This window comes from Kitasatospora sp. NPDC001119 (genome assembly GCF_053598475.1).
This window is the reverse complement of the sequence record NZ_JBSFKI010000020.1, coordinates 165,170-185,189: the sequence shown is the minus strand read 5'-3', so window position 1 is coordinate 185,189 and position 20,020 is coordinate 165,170. Positions and strand designations below refer to the sequence as shown.

Below are 20,020 nucleotides of genomic sequence, written 5' to 3'. Positions count from 1 at the left end.
CCCACAGACAGCCAATCCGCCCCGACCAGCAGACACTTACTGTCCCACGCCCAACCCAACCGACTTCGCCAGCAGAGTCACCTGACGACTTCCTGTGCGGGGAGTGGTGCCTGATGCCGTTGCCGCTTCGGGGTGGCCGAAGCGGCAACGGGTTGTGAGGCGAGGTGGCCGGGGCCACCGGCCGCGTGGGAAGTCGGCCGGGCCGACTTCCCACGCACAAGGCGGTGCCCGGAGGGGTCAGCGGGCGGCGGCGCGTTGGAGGGCGCTGGCGAGGAGGGCGAGGTCGGTGGGGCCGTTGCCGAGTTCGCGGACGGGCCGGCGGGCCGGCGGGGCGCCGAGCTGGAGCGGGTCTATCGCGACGACGGTGGGCCGCAGGGTGGCGGTGCGCGGGATGCGGCCGCTGATCCGGGCGGTCTGGAAGGCGGTGACGCCGCCGTCCGGGAGGCGGAGGTAGCCGCGGCCGGGGGTGTCCTCGGGCAGGGCGGCCGCGTCGCCGAGGTGGATCAGCAGGTCGGAGTCGGCCGGGTCCTCGGTGCGCAGGGCGATCCGCAGCAGCGCGGCCTCGTCCACCTCGGTGCCGGCGCTCTCCTCCGGGCGGCCGGTGGCGACGGCGAGGTGGACGCCGACCGGTCCGCCGCGGCGGGCGACGGCGGCCAGCGCGCGGGCGAGCGGGCGGCCGGCGGCGGAGGTGGGGGAGAGCAGGGCGTCGTAGTCGTCGACGACGACGACGAGCCGGGCGGGGGGAGCGGCGGAGCCGGTCGGGCGGGGGCCCTCCGCGCTGCGCGGCGGGATGATCCGGGGCGTGGTGGCCGCTCCGCCGCCGACGGCGGCGGGCACCGGGACCTTGGGGTGCTCGGCGTCCGCCTCCGGCCCGTCCAGGCTCTGCCCGTCCAGGATCCGCGCGGCGTGCCAGGAGGCGAAGTCCAGCCCGTCGAACAGCCGTTCCCGCAGGGTGAGTTCGTCCTCCAGCGCCTCGGCCGCGAGCAGCGCGGCCCGCGGGTCGGCGGCGGCGTTCACCCGGCCGCTGACGTGCGGCAGCTCGGTGCAGCCGTCCAGTCCGTCCTGGCCGTCCGCGGTGGCCCGGCCCTCGATGATCGTGACGGCGAGCCGCCCGGGCCGCTCGGAGACGGCGAGCGAGGCGACCAGGGTGCGCAGCAGCTCGGTCTTGCCGGAGCCGCGGGCGCCGCCGATCAGCAGGTGCGGGCCGCCCGGGTCGGGGGAGGGGACGGTGAGTTCGGGGTCGGCGAGGTCGAGGGTGCAGAGCTCGTCCCGGGTGGTGCCGAGCAGGGCGGTGGCGGCGCCGATGCCGCCGGCGTGGGCGTCCCAGCGGGCGGACAGCTTGGCCGGGGTGACGGTGTCGAGCTGCAGCAGGTCGAGCAGCCGCAGCACGTCGGGCAGCGGGCCGCGGGCGGCCGGGGTGGCCTCGCGCAGCGGGGCGAGGACCCGGGCGAGCCGTTCGGCCCAGGCGTCCGAGACGGCGTCCAGCGAGACCTCGTGGAGGGTCTCCCGGCCGCGGGCGACCGGCCGGGACAGCGACAGCTGGGTGCCGACCTCGCCGGTGATCAGGGCGGTGGCGCCGAGGCCCCGGGGGAGCAGTTCGGGCTGCTCGGCGAGGCAGATCGGGAAGATGCCGACCGCCGGGCCCTGGCGCAGCAGCAGGTCGAGCGCCTGCCGGGCGGCCTCGGTGGCCGGGCGGCCGTCGACCACGACCACGGTGGCGGGGTGGCCGCCGAGGCCGCTGGGGCCGCTGAGCCGGGCGGTGAGCTCGGTCAGCCGGGCGGTGGCCTGTTCGTCGTCGAGGCCGATCAGCAGCCGGCAGTCCTGGCCGTCGACCGGGCGCAGGTGGGGCAGCCACAGGGCCCAGGCCCAGGTGTCGACGCGGTCCTCGGCGGCGCGGGCCGGGTCGGCGTCGACCACGACCAGGCTCAGCCCGGTCGGCGGGTGCAGCGCGGCGAGCTGGGCGACGACGGCGCGGGTGAGCGCGTCCAGGCGCTCGCGCGGGCCGCTGAGGCCGAGGCTGCCGGCGGTCTGCAGGTCGAGGGTGACCGGGACGGCGGGCAGCATGGTGCCGGGCGTGGTGCCGGGGCCGCCGGGGCGGTCGGCGGTGCCGAGCCGCAGGGTGAGCGCGTCGGGGTGGCCGGGGCCGCGCTCCCAGAGCCGGGGGCCGGGGCCGACGGCGTTGAGCAGCAGGGTGGCGAGGTCGGGCCAGCGTTCGCGTTGGGCGGCGGTCTGGCGCAGCCGGACCGCGGCGTGGTGGCGCTCGGCGCTCTCCTGACCGGGCGGTTCGGCGGCGCGGCCGGGCAGCAGGGAGAACAGGCCGCGGCCGCGGCCGGGCGCGGGTTCGGGGGCGGCGGGCGGCTCGACCACGGGCGGTGCGGGCCGGACCGGCCCGGGGGCGGCGAGCTGGAGGTGGCCGTGGCCGTCCGGCAGGGCGGCGCGGACGGCTCCGGCGGCCTCGGCCGGGTCGGGGGCGGTCACCTGGAGGGTGGACTCGCCGATCCGCAGCACGGCGCCGGGCTCCAGCGGGACGGCGGCCTCCGGCGGGACGGGCGGGACGAGCCGGCCGTCCAGGGCGGTGCCGTTGGTGGAGCCGAGGTCGCGTACGGAGATCCGGCCGTCCTCGGCGAGGTGCAGGGAGAGGTGCAGCCGGGAGACGTCCGGGTCGTCGAGCGGGACGTCGGCCTCGGCGGAGCGGCCGATCCGGATCTCCCGGCCGTGCAGCCGGTGCACGCCGCCGGCGTCGGGGCCGCCGACCACCCGCAGTTCGGCGGCGGCGGGGGCGTCGTCGGGGTCGTCGGCGGTCGGGTCGGGCTCGTTCAGGCTGAGGACGGCGCCGTCGAGCAGCGGGGGGTGGCCGAGCAGGGTGTGCTCGTCGACCCGGTGCGCCCCGGCGTACAGGTGTACGTGGGTGGCGGCCCGCGGCCCGCGCACGCCCACGGCACCCGCGAGCGCGCCCGCGATGGCGCCGAGTGCGGTGCCGACGGGCGCGGTCACCAGCACGTCCACGTAGGGAATGGCGGAGCCGGCGGCGGACGGGCCGCTGCGCGGTCGGAGGACGGTCAGCCGGATCTGCATCTCGCCCGCGGGTCCCTTCTGCTGATGTGAAGCCTGGTGCCGCTGCCCGGTGCCAAGGGCACCGTTGGGCCACACGAGTGGCGAGTGTCCATCCTGCCATCCGTCGTGGACGGTCCGCGCACCGTACCGGATTTGACGATCTTGCGATCGTGGCCGTGACCGGGGCGACGGAGAGTCAGGTCGACGGTCCTCTCGCGGGGTGCCCGGGACCTTCCCTAGGGGATCTCCCCCAACCCTTCCCCAGACCGTGCGGATGGCCTACCGACCACCTCAAAAACCCGTACGGTCACCGTTAGAGTGGCCGCAGACACGGGCCCGGCAGGCTCACCGCACCGGCGGAGGAGCGCCCCGCGCGGGCGGCACGGCGAGGAGTGCGACAGGTGCGGCCAGTCGGCAGCAAGTATCTGCTGGATGAGACCCTCGGGCGGGGTGCGACCGGCACCGTCTGGCGCGGCGTGGTGCGCGAGGACGTCCAGGTGCCGGGCTGCCCGCCCGGGCAGCGGGTGGCGATCAAGGTGCTGCGCGAGGAGCTGGCCGCCGACCCCGACGTGGTGATGCGCTTCCTGCGCGAGCGCTCCCTGCTGCTGCGGCTGACCCACCCCAACATCGTCCGGGTCCGCGACCTGGTCGTCGAGGGCGAGCTGCTGGCCCTGGTGATGGACCTGGTGGACGGCCCCGACCTGGCCCGCTACCTGCGCGCCAACGGCCCGTTCAGCCCGATCGCCGGCGCCCTGCTGATGGCCCAGGTCGCGGACGCGCTGGCGGCCAGCCACGCGGACGGGATCGTCCACCGCGACCTCAAGCCGGCCAACGTGATGCTCGCCTCCACCGTGGTGGACGGCGTCGAGCGGATGCACCCGCTGCTGACCGACTTCGGCATCGCCCGGCTCGCCGACTCCCCGGGCGTCACCCGCACCCACGAGTTCGTCGGCACCCCCGCCTACGTCGCGCCGGAGTCCGCCGAGGGCCGTCCGCAGACCTCCGCGGTGGACGTGTACGGCGCCGGGATCATGCTGTACGAGCTGGTCACCGGCCGCCAGCCGTTCCAGGGGGACAGCGCCCTCGCCGTGCTCCAGGCCCACCTGGCCCAGGAGCCGCAGCGGCCCAGCACCATGCCCGAGCCGCTCTGGACGGTGATCGAGCGCTGCCTGCGCAAGGACCCGGCCCAGCGGCCCGGTGCCACCTCGCTGGCGCACGCGCTGCGGGTGGTCGCGGCCGGGGTCGGCGTGCACGCCTCCCCGGCGGCGGTGGACGAGGCGCTGGCGGTCGGCGCCCTGCTGCTGTCGGACCCGCAGCCGACGGCTGTCCCCGGCAGCATGCCGCCACTGCCGCCCGCGATGGTGCCGGGCGCCCTGGCCCCGGGCTTCACGGTCCCCGGTACGACCCCCGGTGCCGAGGACCACACCCAGGTGCTGCCGCCGACCAGCGGGCAGTACGACCCGGCCGCGGCGACCGCGGTGATGGGCACCCAGCCGCCGCCCCCGCAGGGCGCCCCGGACCGCACCCGGGTGATGCCGCCCGCCGCCGTGCCGCCGCCCCCGCCCGCTGGGCCGCCGCAGGAGGAGGCGCCGCACCCGTGGCAGACCCAGCTGCGCGCGGCGCGGGACCGCAACCAGCAGACCCAGGTCGGCTACTTCGGCCCGGAGGACTACGAGGACCTCCCGCAGCCGCAGGTCGCCCCGCAGCCCTACCAGGCCGGGCAGGGGGGCCCGGCCGGACCGGGCGGCCACGGCGGCCAGGGGCACCGGCCGGGCCAGGGCGCCCCGGGTGGGCGCCCCGGCGGACAGCAGCCCGGCGGCTACCGCCAGGCCCCGCCCCCGCCCGGCTACGCCCAGCGCCCGCCGGTGGCCCCGCCGCCCTACCAGGCGGGCCAGGCCGGCCAGGGAGGCAACGTCGGCCAGGGCGGCCAGCGGGGCCAGGGCGGCCGTCCGCAGCCGCCCGGCGGCTACCGGCAGGCCCCGGGCGGGTACGGCCAGTCGCAGGGCGGCTACCCGCCGCCGCCCGCGCCCACCCCGGTGCCGCGCCGGGCCGAGCCGCCCGCGCCGCAGTACCGGGAGGCCCCGCCGCAGCGCCGCGAGGAGCCGCCGGCCCCGGCCCGCCGCGAGCCCGGGCCGGCCCGCGAGCCGCGCCCGCGCAGCCGCAACCGGATGTACATCCCGGGGCTCGGCTGCTTCAAGGGCTGTCTGATGGTGCTGCTGGTGCTGGCCGTGGCCGGGGTGGCGCTGTGGAACTTCACGCCGCTGCCGCACTACTGGGACAACGTCGTGGGCTGGTTCGACTCGGCGCGCGACTGGGCGAACAGCCTCTTCGGCAAGTAGCGCCGCCCGGGGCCGGAGCCGATCCGGAGCCGGAACCGGTCCGGGCCCGGACGGCGTTCCGGCCTCCGGCCCGCCCGGGCGGCCACATTGACGCTATGTCGACAATTATCGAGATTTCTCGGCCGGGACTCCCGCTCCGGGCCCTTCGGGCGGCCCCCGCAGGCCCTCCGGGCGCGTAGGTTGGTCGCTGTTGTCCCGCCCCACCGAGCGCGCCGGACCCCCGGAGCGCTCCCGCGCCGCCCACGGAGCAGCATTGGCACGCAAGATCGGCAGCCGGTACACCGTCCACCAGGTGATCGGCCGGGGTTCGGCCGGGACGGTCTGGCTCGGTGAAGGGCCCGACGGCCCGGTGGCGGTCAAGCTGCTGCGCGAGGACCTCGCCGCCGACCAGGTGCTGGTCGGCCGCTTCGTCCAGGAGCGCACCGCGCTGACCAGCCTCGACCACCCCCGGGTGGTCGGCGTGCGCGACATGGTGGTGGACGGCAGCGACCTCGCCCTGGTGATGGAGCTGGTCCAGGGCACCGACCTGCGCTCCCGGCTGGAGCGGGACGGCGCGCTGCCGCCGCAGACCGCCGCCTCGGTCATCGCCGACGTCGCCGACGGCCTGGCCGCCGCGCACGCGGCCGGGATCGTCCACCGCGACGTCAAGCCGGAGAACGTCCTGCTCGACCTCGCCGCCGCCCCCGGCCCCGGCGGCGCCCCGCGCGCCAAGCTCACCGACTTCGGGGTGGCCCGCCTGGTCGACGCCCCGCGCCGCACCCGGGCCACCCGGATCATCGGCACCCCGGACTACCTCGCCCCCGAGATCATCGAGGGCCTGGAGCCGCGCGCCGCCGTCGACATCTACGCCCTCGCCACCGTGCTGTACGAGCTGCTGGCCGGCTTCACCCCGTTCGGCGGCGGCCACACCGGCGCGGTGCTGCGCCGGCACGTCACCGAGCAGGTCCCGCCGATCCCCGGCCTGCCGGACGGGCTGTGGCGGATCATCTCCGAGTGCCTGGCCAAGGCCCCGGCCTCCCGGCTGCGCGCCGCCGAGCTGGCCTCGCGGCTGCGCGAGCAGCTGCCCTCGCTGGCCGGCCTGCCGGTGCTCGCCGTGCCCGGCCAGGGCCGGGCCCCGGCCGAGGAACAGCTGACCCCCGGCGAGGCCGTCTACGCCGAGATCGACGCCGGCCCCGGCATCCACAAGCGCCGCCGCGGCCCGGCCGTCCCGCTGGTGCCCGGCGCCGCCCCGGACTCCACCCGGGACACCCACACCAGCCTGCGCCGCCCGTCGGCCGACGAGCTGGCCGCGTACGCGCTCGAGTCCCGCGCCCAGCGCGCCGCCCCGGGCCACCGCCGGGACCGCCAGGCGCTGCTGCGCCGCCGCCGGCTGCTGGCCGTGCTGATCGCCACCGTGCTGCTGCTGGCGGGCGCCGCCGCGGCCTGGACGGCCTTCGCGGCCACCGTCCCGAACGGCGGCCACCCGACCCGTCCGGCGGTGTCCGGCACGGCCCCGCGGGCGCCGTAGCCGGGGCCGTGGCCGCCGTCGTGAGGCCGGGGGACCGGGGGTGTCGTCATGACCACTCCCGGAACCATTACCCTGGGGGCGTGGCAGCCGTCGATCCTTCCGAAGAGCTCAAGAACCTCGATACGACCATGGGGTCGATCGAGGCCGTCATCGACCTGGACAAGATCCGGGCCGACATCGCGGTCCTGGAGGAGGAGGCAGCCGCCCCCACCCTGTGGGACGACGTCGCGAACGCGCAGAAGGTGACCAGCCGGCTCTCCTTCCTCCAGGGCGAACTGCGCCGGGTCGAGGGCCTGCGCAGCCGTATCGACGACCTGGGCGTGCTGTTCGAGCTCGCCGAGGCCGAGGACGACGCGGACACCCGCACCGAGGCCGAGAACGAGCTCGTCGCCCTCCAGAAGGCGGTCGAGGAGCTGGAGGTCCGTACCCTCCTGTCCGGCGAGTACGACGCCCGCGAGGCGCTGATCAACATCCGCGCCGAGGCCGGTGGCGTGGACGCCGCCGACTTCGCCGAGCAGCTCATGCGCATGTACCTGCGCTGGGCCGAGCGGCACGGGTACCCCACCGAGGTGTACGACACCTCGTACGCCGAAGAGGCCGGCATCAAGTCCGCGACCTTCACCGTGAAGGCCCCGTACGCCTACGGCACCCTCTCGGTCGAGCAGGGCACCCACCGCCTGGTCCGCATCTCGCCGTTCGACAACCAGGGCCGCCGGCAGACCTCCTTCGCCGGTGTCGAGGTGCTCCCCGTCGTCGAGCAGTCCGACCACGTCGACATCGACGAGGGCGAGCTCCGGGTGGACGTCTACCGCGCCTCCGGCCCCGGCGGCCAGGGCGTCAACACCACCGACTCGGCGGTGCGCATCACGCACATCCCGACCGGCATCGTGGTCTCCTGCCAGAACGAGCGCTCGCAGATCCAGAACAAGGCGTCCGCGATGAACGTCCTCCAGGCCAAGCTGCTGGAGCGGCGCCGCCAGGAGGAGAAGGCGGCGATGGACGCGCTCAAGGACAGCGGCAGCTCCTGGGGCAACCAGATGCGCTCCTACGTGCTGCACCCGTACCAGATGGTGAAGGACGTCCGCACCGCGTACGAGGCCGGCAACCCGCAGGCCGTGCTGGACGGCGACATCGACGGCTTCATCGAGGCCGGGATCCGCTGGCGCAAGCAGCGCGAGACCAGCGCCGAGTAGCGGCAGACGACGAAGGCCCCCGACCGCAGTGGTCGGGGGCCTTCGTCGTACGTCTCGTGGGTTGTCAGGCCAGAGCCTGCCGCGCGATCAGCGCCACCGCGAGCAGCCCGGCCAGCAGGGCCAGCAGCATCGCGGGGGAGAGTGCGGCGAACGGGCTCTGCTGCTCCTGGATCCGGGCCCGGTTGGCCCGGCACACCGGGCAACGCCCGTCGCTGACGCGGCCGTTGCAGTTGGCGCACACCAGATGGTCGCAGGTCATGCGATCTCCTCCTCGCTGCTACAGCCAACGCGCCGGACGGGGCTTTGGTTCCATGTGCTGCCCTGTACGGGGGAGCGGCCGTGACGCGGTCGCCCCCTCCACTCTGCCAGGTTCCGGCGGTTCCGGCTCCCGGGCTGCGAGATGACCCCCGATATTCGGGGCATAAACGGACATTCTCTCCCAAGGGGCGGGCGTTGTCGCGGGCGGCCCCTGCGGGCCGGATGCCGATTCGCGTATGGTCCGAGTCCGGGAGCGGCCCTCCGCGCTCCCTTCGACCGCCCCCGGGCCGGGCCCCAGGGGCGGACCGACCCAAGGACTGGCGCCGCCTAGGATGGCCTCCGTGATGCAGCCGTGATCAGATTCGACAACGTCTCCAAGACCTATCCCAAGCAGAACCGTCCCGCCCTGGACAACGTCTCGCTGGAGATCGAGAAGGGTGAGTTCGTCTTCCTGGTCGGCTCGTCCGGCTCGGGCAAGTCCACCTTCCTGCGCCTGTGCCTGCGCGAGGAGCGCCCCACCACGGGGGCGGTGCACGTGCTGGGCAAGGACCTCGGCAAGCTGTCCAACTGGAAGGTGCCGCACATGCGCCGCCAGCTGGGCACCGTCTTCCAGGACTTCCGCCTGCTGCCGAACAAGACGGTCGCGCAGAACGTCGCCTTCGCGCTGGAGGTGATCGGCAAGCCCAAGAGCGCCATCAACAAGGTGGTGCCCGAGGTGCTGGAGCTGGTCGGCCTCGGCGGCAAGGAGGACCGCATGCCGGGCGAGCTGTCCGGTGGTGAGCAGCAGCGCGTGGCGATCGCCCGGGCCTTCGTGAACCGTCCGATGCTGCTCATCGCGGACGAGCCCACCGGCAACCTCGACCCGCAGAACTCGGTCGGCATCATGAAGCTGCTCGACCGCATCAACCGCACCGGCACCACGGTGCTGATGGCCACCCACGACCAGGCCATCGTCGACCAGATGCGCAAGCGCGTCATCGAGCTCGACAAGGGGCTGCTCGTCCGCGACCAGGCCCGCGGCGTCTACGGGTACCAGCACTGACCGACCAGCGCTGACCCGTAGGGCCGCCGGCCCGAACCGCCAGTCCCGGAGCAGTACCGACCCTGGAGTTGTTTCCCGCATGCGTGCCCAGTTCGTCCTGTCGGAGATCGGTGTGGGTCTCCGACGCAACCTGACCATGACCATCGCGGTCGTGGTCAGTGTCGCGCTCTCCCTCGCCCTCGCCGGTTCCTCGCTCCTGGTCCGCGACCAGGTGAACTCCATGAAGGGGTACTGGTACGACAAGGTCGAGGTGAGCATCTACTTCTGCACCAAGGCGGACGCCCGGAACTCGCCCCAGTGCGACAAGGGTGCGGCCACCGACCAGCAGGTCCAGGACATCAAGGACCAGCTGGACAAGATGACCTCGGTGGTCCAGTCGTCCACCTACGAGAGCTCCGCCGACGCGTACAAGCACTGGAAGGAGATGAACCCGGACAACCCGCTCATCTCCGTCCTGGGCGCGGACGCCATGCCGCAGTCCTGGCGGGTCAAGCTCAACGACCCGACCAAGTACGACGTGATCCAGAGCGCCTTCGCCGGCAAGCCCGGCGTCAAGTCGGTCGAGGACCAGCGGAAGATCCTGGAGAACCTGTTCGGCCTGCTGAACGGCCTCCAGACGGCGGCCTTCGTGATCATGGTGCTGATGCTGTTCGTCGCGCTGCTGCTGATCGTCAACACCGTCCGGGTGTCGGCGTACAGCCGACGGCGTGAAACCGGGATCATGCGCCTGGTCGGTGCGTCGAACTTCTACGTCCAGATGCCGTTCATCGCCGAGGCGGCCTTCTCGGCGCTGCTGGGCGCGATGATGGCCTCCGGACTGCTGATCGGCGGGCACTTCTTCGTCCAGAACTGGCTGGCCGACCGGGTGCAGTTCATCCACTTCATCGGCCTCGGCTCGGTGCTGGCGGTGATACCGCTGCTGATCGTGGTGGGTATGGGCATGGCCGGTGTGGCGGCGTTCTTCACGCTGCGCAAGTACCTCAAGGTCTGATTCCCGGACGCCCCGACGGCCCCGGACGGCACTGCGCCGTCCGGGGCCGTCGGCGTTCCGGGGCCCGTCGTTCCGGTTCGTCCCGCTCGGAGCGGTGTCTACACTCCGGTCCATGCTGCAAACTCCGCGCAGGGCCCGCCAGGTGGCCGCGCTCAGCCTGGTGTTCGGCGCCGTGCTGCTGGCCGGCGCGGCCACCGGCGCCTGGGGCGACCCGGGCGGGCCGCCGCACAGCCCGTCCGCCGACACCGCCCGGGCCACCGGCGGGCTCCCGGCGGACCCGGCCGGCGCCGCCCTGTCCGAGCAGCAGGCCGAGCACCTGCTGGCGGCCGGCGGCGACCGCTGGGGCGCGTACTACAGCGCCCAGGAGTACGCGGAGTTCAGCCAGGGCCTGGACGGCCGGTACCCGGGCGTCGGCCTCTCGGTCGGCCGCGGCCAGGACGGCGTCACCGAGGTCTCCCAGGTCGCGCCCGGCGGCCCGGCCGCCGCGGCCGGGATCGCCCCCGGCGACCGGCTCGTACGGATCGGCCAGGACCAGGCCGACCACCTGCCGGTCACCGAGGTGGTCGCGCGGCTGCGCGGCCAGGGCGAGGAGCGCCGGGCCGGCTCCGAGGTCACCCTGGCGGTCCGGCGCGGCGAGGGGGAGGAGCGCGAACTGCGGCTGCGGCGCGTGCTGCTGGACAGCCGGCAGGTCACCGCGGAGCAGCTGGGCAAGGGCGTGCTGCGGGTGACCGTGCGCGGCTTCACCAGCGGCGTGGCCGACCAGGTGCGCGCCGCGCTGCGCGCCCCGCACGCCGGCGTGGTGCTCGATCTGCGCGGCAACTCGGGCGGGTTGGTCGACGAGGCGGCCGGCACCGCCGGGATCTTCCTGGACGGCGGAACGGTCGGCTCGTACCAGGAGCGCGGCGAGACCAGGGAGTTGACCGCCCCGCCCGGCGGCGACCAGCGCACCCCGCTGGTGCTGCTGGTGGACGGCGGCACGATGAGCGCCGCCGAACTGCTGGCCGGAGCCCTCCAGGACCGCAGCCGCGCCGTGGTGGTGGGCTCGCGGACCTTCGGCAAGGGCACCGTCCAGCAGCCCAGCCGGCTCGCCGACGGCGCCGTGCTGGAGCTGACCGTCGGCCGCTACTACACCCCGGCGGGCCGCTCCCCGGACGGCACCGGCCTCACCCCCGACGTCCCGGCCGGCTCGGGCGAGGAGGCCGACGAGCTCGCCCTGCGGGTCCTCTCGGGGCTGGGCACCCGCGCCTAAAGCAGCTGCCCGATCCGGCCTCGAAGTGCGAGAATGGCCGCGTTATGGCAAAGGAAACCGGACAGAAGCTGATCGCGCAGAACAAGAAGGCGCGACACGAGTACACGATCCTCGACACCTACGAGTGCGGCCTCGTCCTCACCGGAACCGAGGTCAAGTCGCTGCGCGAGGGGCGGGCCAACCTGGTCGACGGCTACGCGTACATCCAGAACCACGAGGCGTGGATCGACAACGTCTTCATCCCCGAGTACACCCAGGGGACGTGGACCAACCACGCGGCCCGGCGCAAGCGCAAGCTGCTGCTGCACAGGATGGAGATCCACAAGATCGAGAGCAAGGTCCGCGACGCGGGCCACACCCTGGTCCCGCTCTCGCTGTACTTCAAGGACGGCCGGGTGAAGCTCGAACTGGCGCTCGCGGTCGGCAAGAAGCTCTACGACAAGCGCCAGACGCTGCGCGAGAAGCAGGACACCCGCGAGACGGCCCGTGCGGTGGCGGCGGCCCGCCGACGCCAGGGTTAATCCGCTGGACCCTCGCCCGTCGCCTCGCGTACTATGGCGCAAGCAACACGGACGATGACCGTCCGAGCTGTTTCTCAACAAAACATGGGGATGATCGGTTTCGACAGGGGATGTTGAAACAGGGGAAGCGAGCCGAGGAACGCGGCAATGATCTCGTTAACCACGTGTCGCAAAAAAATAATCGCCAACTCTAAGCGCGATTCCCAGCAGTTCGCTCTCGCTGCCTAATAAGCACCGATAGCGCTTGGGTGTCAGACCGGGGGGTTCCCGACCCGGACCCTGGCATAATCTAGGGAACTCAACCGTCCGCCCGGGCTGCGAGGGCGGATGGGAAATCAAACAGCAGCTGGGCCTGTTGGCGGCTTGTCCGTGTGACCGCCAGGGCCGAGAAAATCACAGCGGACTGCGCTCGGAGAAGCCCTGAATTAACTCCACTGGACCCGGGTTCGATTCCCGGCATCTCCACCACCCCATGTTGACACGAAGGCCGTCCTCCGCTCCGCGGAGGGCGGCCTTCGATTTTTGTACGTTCCGGAGCAGCGCGGCCGGGGGGTCGCGGCGTAGGATCATCCGTCCGCTCGTTTTCCGGAGCCGGATTCCGCCGCTACCACCGAGGCCATGCAGAGCAACACGCCCACCACCCCCGCCACCGACCACGAGACCGTCCGCGCACGCGAGATCGCCGGTGAGCAGCAGCACCTCGACACCGTCTACCACCGGTTGGAGGAGAAGCTCGCCGAGGCCGAGTACATCCTGGAGGACGCCGCCAAGCGGGTCCAGGTCGGCACCCCCGGCGCGCTCGCCGAACGCGACGCCCAGGTCTACCGGGCCGGCGCCCACCTCCAGCGTCTGAACAACGAGTTCGAGGACTTCCTGTTCGGCCGGATCGACCTCCAGCGGGCCGACGCCCCGGAGGAGCACGGCATCCCGTCGAACACTCCGCTCGACCCGGCCGACCCGGCCGTCGCCGAGACCCTCCACATCGGCCGACTGGGCGTGCTGGACGCCGAGTACGGCCCACTGGTGATCGACTGGCGCGCGCCAGCCGCCGCCCCCTTCTACCGCGCCACCCCGGTCGAACCGGGCCGGGTGATCCGCCGCCGGGTGATCCGCTCCAAGGGCCGCAAGGTGATCGGCGTCGAGGACGACCTGTTGCGCCCCGACCTCACCCCGACCCTGGACGGCGAGGAGCTGGCGGTGGTCGGCGACGGCGCGCTGATGGCCTCGCTGGGCCGCGCCCGCAGCCACTCGATGCGCGACATCGTCTCCTCCATCCAGAAGGAGCAGGACGAGGTGATCCGCGCCGCCGCCGCAGGCGCCACCCTGGTCACCGGCGGCCCCGGCACCGGCAAGACCGCCGTCGCCCTGCACCGGGCCGCCTACCTGCTCTACCAGGACCGCCGGCGCTACGCCGGGGGCATCCTGGTGGTCTCGCCGACCGCGCTGCTGGTCTCGTACACCGAGGGCGTGCTGCCCGCGCTGGGCGAGGAGGGCCAGGTCGCCATCCGGGCGGTCGGCTCGCTGGTGGACGGGATCGAGGCGGACACCTACGACACGCCCGAGGCGGCCCGGGTCAAGGGCTCGGCCCGGATGGTCCAGCTGCTGCGCCGGGCCGCCCGCGCGGCGCTGGAGCTGGGCGCGCCGCAGGAGCTCAAGGTGGTCGCCCGGGGCGAGGTGCTGAAGCTGGACGCCTCCCGGCTGAAGGCCGTGCGCGGCAACGTGGTGGGCTCCGGCGGCACCCCGCTGAACCTGCTGCGCCCGCGCGCCCGCCGGCTGCTGCTGGACGCCCTGTGGCAGCAGGCCACCAGGGACCTGCCGAAGCCCGCGGACCACTACGCCCGCGAGCAGCGCCAGGAGGAGAAGGAGTCCTTCGACGAGTACGTCTCGGACGAGGCGTCGTTCCTGGACTTCCTGGACGCCTGGTGGCCGGCGCTGACCCCGCGCCGGGTGCTCGCCACGCTGCGCCAGCACCGGCACACCAACCGGATCGCCCGCCGGGCCGTCACCCCGGACGAGGCCAGGCTGCTGGCGGCCTCCTGGCGCCACCTGTCCGGGCGGGGCGAGGGCGCGCTGTCCGCGCACGACGTCGCGCTGATCGACGAGCTCCAGGTGCTGCTCGGCGAGCCGGCCCGCCCGAAGGTCCGCGAGGTGGACGCGGTGGACCTGCTGAGCGGCCTGGACGAGGTCACCACCTTCGCCGACCGCAGCGCCCGCCAGCGCGACCGCCAGCCGGTCGAGCGCACGGAGTACGCGCACATCATCGTGGACGAGGCGCAGGACCTCACCCCGATGCAGTGGCGGATGATCGGCCGCCGGGCCCGGATGGCCACCTGGACGATCGTCGGCGACCCGGCGCAGTCCTCCTGGCCGTTCCCGCAGGAGGCCCAGGCCGCGCTGGACGAGGTGCTCTCCGGCAAGCCGCGCCGCCGCTTCACGCTGACCGTGAACTACCGCAACCCGGCCGAGATCGCCGAGGTGGCGGCCAAGGTGCTGGCGCTGGCCGCGCCGGGCACCCCGTCGCCGAGCGCGGTGCGCCACGTCGGCGTGGAGCCGCGCTTCGCGGCCACCACCGACCCCGCGCCGGAGGCCTTCGGCAAGGCCGCCCGGGCCGAGCTGGAGCGGCTGCTGGCCGAGGTGGACGGCACCGTGGCGCTCGTGGTGCCGATGGACCGCCGGGGCGAGGCGGCCGGCTGGGCCGAGGGCCTGGGCGGGCGCGTTGTGGTGCTGGGCAGCCTGGAGGCCAAGGGCCTGGAGTACGACGCGACCGTGGTGGCCGACCCGACCGGCATCGCCGGCGAGTCGGAGGCCGGCCTGCGGGTGCTGTACGTGGCGCTGACCCGCGCGACCCAGCGGCTGACCGTGCTCTCCGGTCCGGACGACCTGCCGGACGCGGCCGGCGTGCCCGCGCTGCTGCACGGCTGACGGACCCTACGGGATCCGACGGAAGAAGGCCCCTCACCGGGTGGTGAGGGGCCTTCAGACGTTTACGACACCGACCCGCCATGCTCGCCTCGCGGCAAGTGGTCCCTCGAAGGGACGAAGGTTGGGCCCGGGGGCTTGGATCGAGCCGGTGTCCCGTCCAATGTAACGCATCGGCCGGGAGAGGCAAGGAGCGAGCGGCGGGAGCCGGACGGCCATCGGGTGGGATTGTCGGGTCCGCACACTCAATGAACGTTATTTCTGGCTACCCCTTGGAAGGTGCGACGATCGACGTCTAGCATGCGCAGGCGATGCCTTCAACAAAATGTTGAGCCTGCGGGACAGACGGAAGAAGGAAGCGTCGATGGCGACGGTGCCCAGTGTCTCCAACTCGATCACGGTACGGCTGGAGGTCCCGGCCCGGGGCAACGCCGTCAGCGCGATCACCACGGCCGTGGAGTCCTCCGGCGGATCGGTGACCGGTCTCGACGTCACCGCCTCCGGGCTGGAGGCGCTGCGGATCGACGTCACGGTGGCGGCGGCCTCGGTCGCGCACGGCGAGGAGATCGTCGAGAAGCTGCGCACGATCGACGGCGTGTCGATCGGCAAGGTCTCGGACCGCACCTTCCTGATGCACCTCGGCGGCAAGATCGAGATGTCCTCCAAGCTGCCGATCCGCAACCGTGACGACCTCAGCATGATCTACACCCCGGGTGTCGCCCGGGTCTGCATGGCGATCGCGGAGAACCCCGAGGACGCCCGCCGCCTGACCATCAAGCGCAACAGCGTCGCCGTGGTCACCGACGGCTCCGCGGTGCTGGGCCTGGGCAACATCGGCCCGGAGGCCGCGCTGCCCGTCATGGAGGGCAAGGCGGCCCTGTTCAAGCGCTTCGCCGGGATCGACGCCTGGCCGATCTGCCTGGACACCCAGGACACCGACGAGATCGTCGCCATCGTCAAGGCGATCGCCCCGGGCTTCGCCGGGATCAACCTGGAGGACATCTCCGCGCCGCGCTGCTTCGAGATCGAGGCCCGGCTGCGCGAGGCCCTGGACATCCCGGTCTTCCACGACGACCAGCACGGCACCGCGATCGTGGTGCTGGCCGCCCTCACCAACGCGCTGAAGGTGGTCGGCAAGCGGATCGGCGACATCCGCGTGGTGATGTCGGGCGCCGGCGCCGCCGGCACCGCGATCCTCAAGCTGCTGATGGCGGCCGGCGTCGAGCACGCCACCGTGGCGGACGTGCACGGCGTGGTCCACCTGGGCCGCGGGGACCTCAACGAGAACCTGCGCTGGATCGCCGAGCACACCAACCGCTCGGGCCGCACCGGCAGCCTCAAGGAGGCCGTGGCGGGCGCCGACGTCTTCATCGGCGTCTCGGCCCCGAACGTCCTGGACGGCGACGACCTGGCCACCATGGCCGAGGACTCGATCGTCTTCGCGCTGGCCAACCCGGACCCGGAGGTCGACCCGGCCATCGCCCGGCAGACCGCCGCCGTGGTCGCCACCGGCCGCAGCGACTTCCCGAACCAGATCAACAACGTGTTGGTCTTCCCGGGTGTCTTCCGCGGCCTGCTGGACGCCCAGAGCCGCACCGTCAACACCGAGATGATGATCGCCGCCGCCCGTGCGCTGGCCACCACCGTGGCCGACGACGAGCTGAACGCGAACTACATCATCCCGAGCGTGTTCCACAAGGACGTGGCCAAGACCGTCGCCTCCGCGGTGCGCGAGGCGGCCCTGGCGGGGGCCCAGGAGGACCGCGCGCCGGCCCGTCCGACCCCCGGCATCGTGGGCACCCTCGACACCGCCGCGTTCCCCACCGTCAAGCTCTGACGGACGGCTCGGGCGACGTGTCGCAGATCGCTCAAATGTGCGAATAGCGGTCATACCCGCCCAGCTCGCCCCGAACCCTTGCGACACAAGGGCGAGGGGCGTGTTTGGGCTTGTCAGTCGTAGGGCGTACCGTAGCCCTGCACGGGGCAGGCGTGTCCGACAAGTACGGAACGTCCCCCTGGTCTTCCGGCGTGTCGTCCCGACCGCCGCCCGGGTCCGGTCCGCCGGAGCCGACGGAGCGTCACACCTCCGACGGGCGGGCGATGTTCGGGTGGCTCGGCCGGGGCCCGATTGGCTTTCTCGGGGCCGGTCGGGGCAGGATTCGTACCCAGGCGGGCGGGCGGGCCTTCGACGGCTCCGGCGCGCGGCATCGGGTACGGACCCGGCCTGCGACCACGCATTGCCTGCATGAGCACAGTGTGCGGACCTGCGGCCTATCCGGGTGCCCCCCGGTGGGAGCACCGATGGGCCCCCGCGCACCGCAAGCGAACAGACCACAGGAGTACACATGAACCGCAGTGAGCTGGTGGCCGCGCTGTCCGAGCGCGCCGAGGTGACCCGCAAGGACGCCGACGCCGTTCTGGCCGCCTTCGCCGAGATCGTCGGCGAGGTCGTCGCCAAGGGCGACGAGAAGGTCACCATTCCCGGTTTCCTGACCTTCGAGCGCACCCACCGCGCTGCCCGCACCGCCCGCAACCCGCAGACCGGCGAGCCGATCCAGATCGCCGCGGGTTACAGCGCCAAGGTGAGCGCCGGCTCCAAGCTGAAGGAAGCCGCCAAGGGCGCTGCCTGAGCCACCCCTTGAACGCCCGAGAGGCCGGGCTCCCCACTGGGGAGCCCGGCCTCTCGCCGTTGAGTGCTCGGACCGTCAGGCGTCGACCAGCTGCTCGCTGGGCAGCTCGACGTGGGCGCCCAGGTCGCGCAGCTTGTCCATGAAGTTCTCGTAGCCGCGGTTGATCAGGTCGATGCCGTGCACGGTCGAGGTGCCCTCGGCCGCCAGCGCCGCGATCAGGTACGAGAAGCCGCCGCGCAGGTCCGGGATGACCAGCTCGGAGCCGATCAGCTTGGACGGGCCGGAGACGACCGCGGAGTGCAGGAAGTTGCGGGCCCCGAAGCGGCACGGGGTGCCGCCCAGGCACTCGCGGTAGAGCTGGATGTGCGCGCCCATCTGGTTCAGCGCGCCGGTGAAGCCGAGCCGCGACTCGTACACCGTCTCGTGGACGATGGACAGGCCGGTGGCCTGGGTCAGCGCGACCACCAGCGGCTGCTGCCAGTCGGTCTGGAAGCCCGGGTGCACGTCGGTCTCCAGGGCGATCGCCTTGAGCTCGCCGCCGGGGTGCCAGAAGCGGATGCCCTCGTCGTCCACCTCGAAGGCGCCGCCGACCTTCCGGAAGGTGTTCAGGAAGGTCATCATCTCCAGCTGGCGGGCGCCGCGGACGTAGATGTCGCCCTTGGTCGCCAGCGCCGCGCAGGCCCAGGAGGCGGCCTCCAGGCGGTCCGGCAGCGCGCGGTGGTTGTAGCCGTTCAGCTCGTCCACACCGGTGATCAGGATCGTCCGGTCGGTGCCCAGGGTGATGATCGCGCCCATCTTCTGCAGCACGCAGATCAGGTCGACGATCTCCGGCTCGATGGCCGCGTTGCGCAGCTCGGTGACGCCCTCGGCGAGCACCGCCGTGAGCAGCACCTGCTCGGTCGCGCCGACCGAGGGGTAGGGCAGCTCGATCTTGGTGCCGCGCAGCCGCTGCGGGGCCACCAGGTAGGTGCCCTGCGGGTGCTTCTCGATGCTGGCGCCGAACTGGCGCAGCACCTCGAAGTGGAAGTCGACGGGGCGGCCGCCGATGTCGCAGCCGCCCAGGCCGGGGATGAAGGCGTGGCCGAGGCGGTGCAGCAGCGGGCCGCAGAACAGGATCGGGATCCGCGAGGAGCCGGCGTGCGCGTCGATGTCCGCGACGTTGGCGCTCTCGACGTGCGAGGGGTCGAGGATCAGCTCGCCGTCCTCGTCACCGGTGCGCACGGTCACGCCGTGCAGCTGCAGCAGGCCGCGGACCACCTTGACGTCGCGGATGTCCGGGACGTTGCGCAGTCTGCTGGGGCCCTGCCCGAGGAGGGCGGCGACCATGGCCTTGGGCACCAGGTTCTTCGCTCCGCGGACGCGGATCTCGCCTTCGAGCGGGTTTCCGCCGTGGACCAGCAGGACGTCGTCGGTCATCGTTCTCGCAATCCGGGGTGCCAGAGGAGTCGGGGGGAGGGCTCCGGGAGAGAGCCGGTGGTGGACCGGTCGTACGGGCGCGTTCGGGCCCCCGGCGAAACCGAGTCGGCACCGTATAAAGGCGTCCACCAGACGTAGATGGTAGTAGGCGTGCCGTTGGTTCCCGTGAGCCTCTCCCGTGATGGTGCTCTCTCCGGGCCCGGGCCCGCCCCCCGGTACGGCCGTACGGGTGTTCGTGGGCGTGGCCGTTTCCGGGCGTTGCGGTGTCCGAGCGGTGCGGTTCTGCGGGATCATGTGGGCATGACGGCGGCCCATTCGCACGGAGGCCGGTCCCACACCGGCCGTCTGCTCGTCGCGACGCCCCTGCTCACCGACCCGAACTTCGCGCGGGCGGTGGTGCTGCTCCTCGACCACGACGTTGAGGGGGCGCTCGGCGTGGTCCTGAACCGGCCGACGCCGGTCGAGGTGGGCAGTGTGCTGGACGGCTGGAACAGACTCGTCGGACAGCCGGCCGTGGTCTTCCAGGGCGGCCCGGTGGCGCTGGACTCGGCGCTCGGCCTCGCGGTGGCGCCGGGGGAGCCGGGCACCGGCGAGCCGCTCGGCTGGCGCCGGGTGCACGGCGCGATCGGCCTGGTGGACCTGGAGGCGCCGCCCGAGGTGCTGGCCGGCGAGCTGGGCAGCCTGCGGATCTTCGCCGGGTACGCCGGGTGGTCGCCCGGGCAGCTGGAGGCGGAGCTGGAGAGCGGCGCCTGGTACCTGGTGGACTGCGAGCCGGGGGACGTCTCCAGCCCCGAGCCGGAGCGGCTGTGGCGCTCGGTGCTGCGCCGCCAGCGCGGCCCGCTCGCCCTGCTGGCGACCTACCCGGACGACCCGACGATGAACTGAGCCGACCGGCCCGGAG

Annotated in this window: 14 protein-coding genes and 1 other RNA gene; 12 read left to right on the top strand and 3 right to left on the bottom strand. The window is 73.4% G+C overall.

Annotated elements, in window-relative coordinates; all coding sequences use genetic code 11:
* Window positions 1–237 precede the first annotated feature (237 nt).
* The gene (locus tag ACWDD9_RS25055) at window positions 238–3,075 is read right to left on the bottom strand and encodes an FHA domain-containing protein (RefSeq protein WP_449812691.1); all 2,838 of its coding nucleotides are present in this window, start codon (window positions 3,073–3,075) and stop codon (window positions 238–240) included.
* Between the two features lie 380 nt (window positions 3,076–3,455).
* Between ACWDD9_RS25055 and ACWDD9_RS25050 the strand changes: the two genes are divergently transcribed.
* From ACWDD9_RS25050 to prfB, 3 genes are all read left to right on the top strand, one after another.
* A complete protein-coding gene (locus ACWDD9_RS25050; RefSeq protein ID WP_449812690.1) occupies window positions 3,456–5,393 on the top strand; it encodes a serine/threonine-protein kinase in 1,938 nt (645 codons plus the stop codon).
* Window positions 5,394–5,646: 253 nt separating this feature from the next.
* Window positions 5,647–6,900, top strand: coding sequence for a serine/threonine-protein kinase (locus tag ACWDD9_RS25045; protein WP_449812689.1), 1,254 nt, complete (start codon window positions 5,647–5,649; stop codon window positions 6,898–6,900).
* Window positions 6,901–6,980: 80 nt separating this feature from the next.
* Window positions 6,981–8,093 (top strand): peptide chain release factor 2, encoded by a 1,113-nt coding sequence (gene prfB, locus ACWDD9_RS25040; protein WP_049653430.1) that lies wholly within the window; start codon window positions 6,981–6,983, stop codon window positions 8,091–8,093.
* A gap of 64 nt (window positions 8,094–8,157) precedes the next feature.
* Here the strand turns inward: prfB and ACWDD9_RS25035 are convergent, their stop codons facing one another.
* Complete coding sequence (locus ACWDD9_RS25035) at window positions 8,158–8,352, bottom strand: hypothetical protein (protein WP_049653432.1); 195 nt, start codon at window positions 8,350–8,352, stop codon at window positions 8,158–8,160.
* A gap of 351 nt (window positions 8,353–8,703) precedes the next feature.
* Between ACWDD9_RS25035 and ftsE the strand changes: the two genes are divergently transcribed.
* The 8 genes from ftsE to ACWDD9_RS24995 all read left to right on the top strand — a co-directional run bounded on the left by ftsE (window position 8,704) and on the right by ACWDD9_RS24995 (window position 17,703).
* Window positions 8,704–9,393, top strand: coding sequence for a cell division ATP-binding protein FtsE (ftsE, locus tag ACWDD9_RS25030; protein ID WP_049653434.1), 690 nt, complete (start codon window positions 8,704–8,706; stop codon window positions 9,391–9,393).
* A 79-nt stretch (window positions 9,394–9,472) separates the two neighbouring features.
* On the top strand, window positions 9,473–10,384 hold the full coding sequence (gene ftsX, locus ACWDD9_RS25025; protein WP_049653435.1) for a permease-like cell division protein FtsX: 912 nt from the start codon (window positions 9,473–9,475) through the stop codon (window positions 10,382–10,384).
* A gap of 112 nt (window positions 10,385–10,496) precedes the next feature.
* Window positions 10,497–11,633: a S41 family peptidase gene (locus tag ACWDD9_RS25020; protein ID WP_074005024.1), complete on the top strand. Its 1,137-nt coding sequence runs from the start codon at window positions 10,497–10,499 to the stop codon at window positions 11,631–11,633.
* A 44-nt stretch (window positions 11,634–11,677) separates the two neighbouring features.
* Entirely contained in the window at window positions 11,678–12,154 is a 477-nt protein-coding gene (gene smpB / locus ACWDD9_RS25015; protein ID WP_049653438.1) for an SsrA-binding protein SmpB, read from the top strand.
* 86 nt (window positions 12,155–12,240) lie between these two features.
* Window positions 12,241–12,622: a transfer-messenger RNA gene (gene ssrA / locus ACWDD9_RS25010) on the top strand.
* A gap of 150 nt (window positions 12,623–12,772) precedes the next feature.
* Window positions 12,773–15,076 (top strand): HelD family protein, encoded by a 2,304-nt coding sequence (locus ACWDD9_RS25005; RefSeq protein ID WP_049653441.1) that lies wholly within the window; start codon window positions 12,773–12,775, stop codon window positions 15,074–15,076.
* A 361-nt stretch (window positions 15,077–15,437) separates the two neighbouring features.
* A complete protein-coding gene (locus tag ACWDD9_RS25000) occupies window positions 15,438–16,910 on the top strand; it encodes an NAD-dependent malic enzyme (RefSeq protein WP_049653443.1) in 1,473 nt (490 codons plus the stop codon).
* A gap of 508 nt (window positions 16,911–17,418) precedes the next feature.
* Window positions 17,419–17,703 carry an HU family DNA-binding protein gene (locus ACWDD9_RS24995; protein ID WP_030242980.1) on the top strand — a complete coding sequence of 95 codons (285 nt, stop codon included), beginning with the start codon at window positions 17,419–17,421 and terminating at the stop codon, window positions 17,701–17,703.
* A gap of 75 nt (window positions 17,704–17,778) precedes the next feature.
* On the opposite strand, the gene murA is transcribed toward ACWDD9_RS24995, so the two are convergent.
* Complete coding sequence (gene murA, locus ACWDD9_RS24990) at window positions 17,779–19,119, bottom strand: UDP-N-acetylglucosamine 1-carboxyvinyltransferase (RefSeq protein WP_049653446.1); 1,341 nt, start codon at window positions 19,117–19,119, stop codon at window positions 17,779–17,781.
* Window positions 19,120–19,419: 300 nt separating this feature from the next.
* On the opposite strand from murA, the gene ACWDD9_RS24985 reads away from it, so the two are divergent.
* Window positions 19,420–20,004, top strand: a complete 585-nt coding sequence (locus tag ACWDD9_RS24985; protein WP_049653449.1) for a YqgE/AlgH family protein — start codon at window positions 19,420–19,422, stop codon at window positions 20,002–20,004.
* Window positions 20,005–20,020: the final 16 nt, after the last annotated feature.

Excerpts from the sequence above, each read along its gene's own strand:
- ACWDD9_RS25055 (WP_449812691.1), bottom strand. The coding sequence starts at position 3,075 with ATGCAGATCCGGCTGACCGTCCTCCGACCGCGCAGCGGCCCGTCCGCC.
- ACWDD9_RS25035 (WP_049653432.1), bottom strand. The coding sequence starts at position 8,352 with ATGACCTGCGACCATCTGGTGTGCGCCAACTGCAACGGCCGCGTCAGC.
- ftsX (WP_049653435.1), top strand. The coding sequence starts at position 9,473 with ATGCGTGCCCAGTTCGTCCTGTCGGAGATCGGTGTGGGTCTCCGACGC.
- ACWDD9_RS25020 (WP_074005024.1), top strand. The coding sequence starts at position 10,497 with ATGCTGCAAACTCCGCGCAGGGCCCGCCAGGTGGCCGCGCTCAGCCTG.
- smpB (WP_049653438.1), top strand. The coding sequence starts at position 11,678 with ATGGCAAAGGAAACCGGACAGAAGCTGATCGCGCAGAACAAGAAGGCG.
- ACWDD9_RS25005 (WP_049653441.1), top strand. The coding sequence starts at position 12,773 with ATGCAGAGCAACACGCCCACCACCCCCGCCACCGACCACGAGACCGTC.
- ACWDD9_RS25000 (WP_049653443.1), top strand. The coding sequence starts at position 15,438 with ATGGCGACGGTGCCCAGTGTCTCCAACTCGATCACGGTACGGCTGGAG.
- ACWDD9_RS24995 (WP_030242980.1), top strand. The coding sequence starts at position 17,419 with ATGAACCGCAGTGAGCTGGTGGCCGCGCTGTCCGAGCGCGCCGAGGTG.
- murA (WP_049653446.1), bottom strand. The coding sequence starts at position 19,119 with ATGACCGACGACGTCCTGCTGGTCCACGGCGGAAACCCGCTCGAAGGC.
- ACWDD9_RS24985 (WP_049653449.1), top strand. The coding sequence starts at position 19,420 with ATGACGGCGGCCCATTCGCACGGAGGCCGGTCCCACACCGGCCGTCTG.